3 protein-coding genes are annotated in these 3,375 nt (G+C 71.3%); all 3 read left to right on the top strand.

The features are described from left to right. The coding region (gene ubiB, locus HUU96_RS13530; RefSeq protein ID WP_174293279.1) for a 2-polyprenylphenol 6-hydroxylase at window positions 1–1,511 on the top strand (1,511 nt) is incomplete at its 5' end. Between the two features lie 2 nt (window positions 1,512–1,513). Then, window positions 1,514–2,623, top strand: coding sequence for a hypothetical protein (locus HUU96_RS13525; RefSeq protein ID WP_174293278.1), 1,110 nt, complete (start codon window positions 1,514–1,516; stop codon window positions 2,621–2,623). Then, the coding region (gene coaBC, locus HUU96_RS13520) for a bifunctional phosphopantothenoylcysteine decarboxylase/phosphopantothenate--cysteine ligase CoaBC (RefSeq protein WP_174293277.1) at window positions 2,620–3,375 on the top strand (756 nt) is incomplete at its 3' end. The genes HUU96_RS13525 and coaBC, both read left to right, overlap by 4 nt.

Here is a 3,375-nt window from a genome sequence, read left to right as displayed (position 1 = left end):
TCCGCGTCGGCGCGCGCATTCCCGCGGTGCCGCGCTACGCGGACGCATTCCAGGCAATCGGCCCCGCCGCGATCAAGCTCGGCCAGACGCTCGCCACCCGCCCCGACCTAGTCGGCGAAGCGGCGGCGCACGACCTGCTGCGGCTCCAAGACCGGCTCGACCCGGTGCCGTTCGAGACGATCCGCTCAGCGATGCAGGTCGGGCTTGGTCGACCGCTCGACACGCTGTTCAGCGCAATCGACCCGGAGCCGATCGGGGCCGCCTCGATCGCGCAGGTGCATCGCGCCGTCACCACCGACGGCCGGACGGTCGCGGTCAAGGTGCTGCGCCCCGGCGTCGAGCGCGACTTCAGCCGCGCGATCGAGACCTATCAATGGGCTGCCGCGCATCTGGAGGCGCTGAGCCCGGAGGCGCGCCGGCTGCGCCCGCGGCTGACGATCGAGACGTTCAAGCGCTGGACCGCACGCGAGCTGAACTTCCGGCGCGAGGCGGCTTCGGCCTCCGAACTCGCCGAGAGCATGACCGCCGAGCCCGACTTCATGGTGCCCGCGGTCGACTGGCAGCGCTCGACGACGCGCGTCCTCACCGTCGAGTGGATCGACGGCGTCAAGCTGTCACACCGCCAGGCGCTGGTCGAGGGCGGCTATGACCTCACGCAGCTCGCGCGCATCCTCGTCCACGCCTTCCTGCGCCAGGCGATCGCCGAGGGCTTCTTCCACGCCGACATGCACCAGGGCAATCTGTTCGCGCTGCCCGGCAACCGCATCGCGGCGATCGACTTCGGCATCATGGGGCGCATTGACCGCCGTGCGCGAGTGTGGCTGGCGGAGATCCTCTACGGCCTCATCACCGGCAATTACCGCCGTGTCGCCGAAATCCATTTCGAGGCGGGCTATGTTCCCGGCCACCACAATGTCGCCGAGTTCGCCACCGCGCTCCGCGCGGTCGGCGAGCCGATGCGCGGGCTGCCGGTCAAGGAGATGTCGATCGGCAACATGCTGGAGGGGCTGTTCTCGATCACCCGCGACTTCGACATGGTGACGCAGCCGCACCTGTTGCTTCTCCAGAAGACGATGGTGATGGTCGAGGGGGTGGCCACCGGCCTCGATCCCGAGATCAACATGTGGGACACCGCCGCGCCGTTCATTCGCGAGTGGATCAGGTCGGAGCTGGGACCGGAAGCAGCACTTGCCGACCGCCTGATCGCCGACGTGCGCACCCTCGCACGGCTGCCCGAGCTGGTCCGCCGGATCGAGGCGCGCTACCCAGCGCCGGGCGGCGAGCCTCCTGCCCCGCCGCTCGCCGAGGTGGAGCTGGTGCGGATCGGCGGTGGCTGGCGCTATGGGCTGGTTGCTGTGATCTCAGCGCTGCTGGCGGTCGTGGCGACCATGATGTGGGTCGATTATCGAGGTTTAGGCTATCCCCCTCACCCTTCCCACTCGCTGACGCGAGCGGGCCCCTTCCCTCTCCCGATGGGAGAGGGAGGGAGGCGCACAGCGCAGGAAGGGTGAGGGTGAGACGCCGGCCGCTCGCGCCGCTGTGGCTGGCGCGGCCCTCACGCTGGGCGGCGCTGTCCACTCGCCGGGCACGCCAGGGGCTGGTCATCGTGGCGGCGATCGTCCTCGCCTCCTGGCTGGCTCTGCTCGGCCCGGCCCCGCCGCCGGTCGGCCACGACCCGGCCGCGCGTGCCGACCTGGTGCTGTACGAGGGGATCGTCGAGGGCGTCCGCCACGGCGGCAATTACTATCAGGTCGCCGCCGATGCCCTACGCGAGGGCGGCTATCCGCTGCGTCCGTTCCTCACCTTCCGCCTGCCGACGCTGGCGACCGTGCAGGGGGCGCTGCCACGCTGGGCGGTGCTGGCGGCGCTGTGGTGCCTTGTCGCGGCAGTGGCGGCGGCGTGGTGGATCAGGCTGTCGCCAGCCTTTGCGCGAGCGCCGCCGCGGCTGGTCGCGATGGTGCTGCTCGCCGGCGGGCTGACGACGTTCGTCCAGCCCGAGCTGGTCGGGGCTCACGAGATCTGGGCGGGATTGCTGATCGCGCTGTCGCTGGCCCGGCGCTGGCCGGGGCGCTGGGGCGAGGCGGCGGCGATCGCGCTGGCGGCGGTGCTGATCCGCGAGACGGCGGCGCTGTACGTCGGCGTGATGCTGGTGCTGGCAGCGATCGAGGGCGAGCGGCGCGAGGCGCTGGGCTGGGCGGCCGTGTTGGCAGTGCTGGCGGTAGCGATCGGATTGCACGCCAACGCCGTCGAGCAGGTGGTGCGTGCGAGCGACCTTTCATCGCCGAGCTGGACGGGGATGTTCGGCTTCGGCGTCTTCGTGCGGGCGATGACGCTATCGACCGCGCTGGTGCTTGTACCGGTTGTGCTTGCCGCGCCGCTGGTGGGGCTGGCGCTGATCGGCTGGGCGTCGTGGCGCGAGCCGTTGGCGCTGCGCGTCCTCGCCACCTTCGCCGCCTACGCGCTGCTGCTGTCCCTTTTCGGAAGGGTGGACACCTACCACTGGGGGCTGCTGGTCGCGCCGACGCTGCTGGTCGGGCTGGCGTTCGCGGTCGATGGCCTGCGCGACCTCGTCGCCGCCGCGCTCGACAGGCGGCGCATCACCGTGCGACGGGCGGTGCGATGAAGCGCATCCTCCTGATCGTCGGCGGCGGCATCGCCGCGTACAAAGCGTGCGAGCTGATCCGCCTGCTGCGGCGGCGCGGCCATGCGGTGCGCTGCGTGCTGACCGACGGCGGGAGCCACTTCGTCACGCCGATGACGCTGGCCGCGCTCAGCGAGGACAAGGTCTACACCTCGCTTTGGGACCTGAAGGACGAGGCCGAGATGGGCCATATCCAGCTCAGCCGCGAGGCCGATCTGGTGGTGGTCGCGCCCGCCACCGCCGACCTGCTGGCGCGGATGGCGGCGGGCCAGGCCGACGATTTTGCCACCACCCTGCTGCTCGCGACCGACAAGCCGGTGCTTGCGGCACCGGCGATGAACGTGCGCATGTGGCAGCACGCCGCGACCGTGCGCAACGTCGCGACACTGCGCGGCGACGGCGTGACGGTCATGGAGCCCGACGAGGGCGCGATGGCGTGCGGCGAATATGGCCCCGGCCGCCTGCCCGAGCCTGAGGCGATCGCAGCCGCGATCGAACGCGCGCTTACCTCTTCAACGCGCCTTGCCGGCCGGCACGTCCTCGTCACCGCCGGTCCGACGCACGAGCCGATCGACCCGGTGCGCTATCTAGCCAACCGCTCGTCGGGATTGCAGGGCTTCGCCATCGCGCAAGCGCTCGCGGCGCTGGGCGCGCGGGTGACGCTGATCGCCGGGCCGGTATCGCTCGCCACCCCCGCCGGCGTGGCCCGCATCGACGTGGCCACCGCGCTGCAG

The organism is Sphingomonas bacterium (genome assembly GCF_903644135.1).
In the GTDB taxonomy this organism is placed as follows: Bacteria; Pseudomonadota; Alphaproteobacteria; order Sphingomonadales; family Sphingomonadaceae; genus Sphingomonas.
The sequence above is the reverse complement of the archived record's forward strand: the minus strand, read 5'-3'. Positions and strand labels throughout refer to the sequence as shown.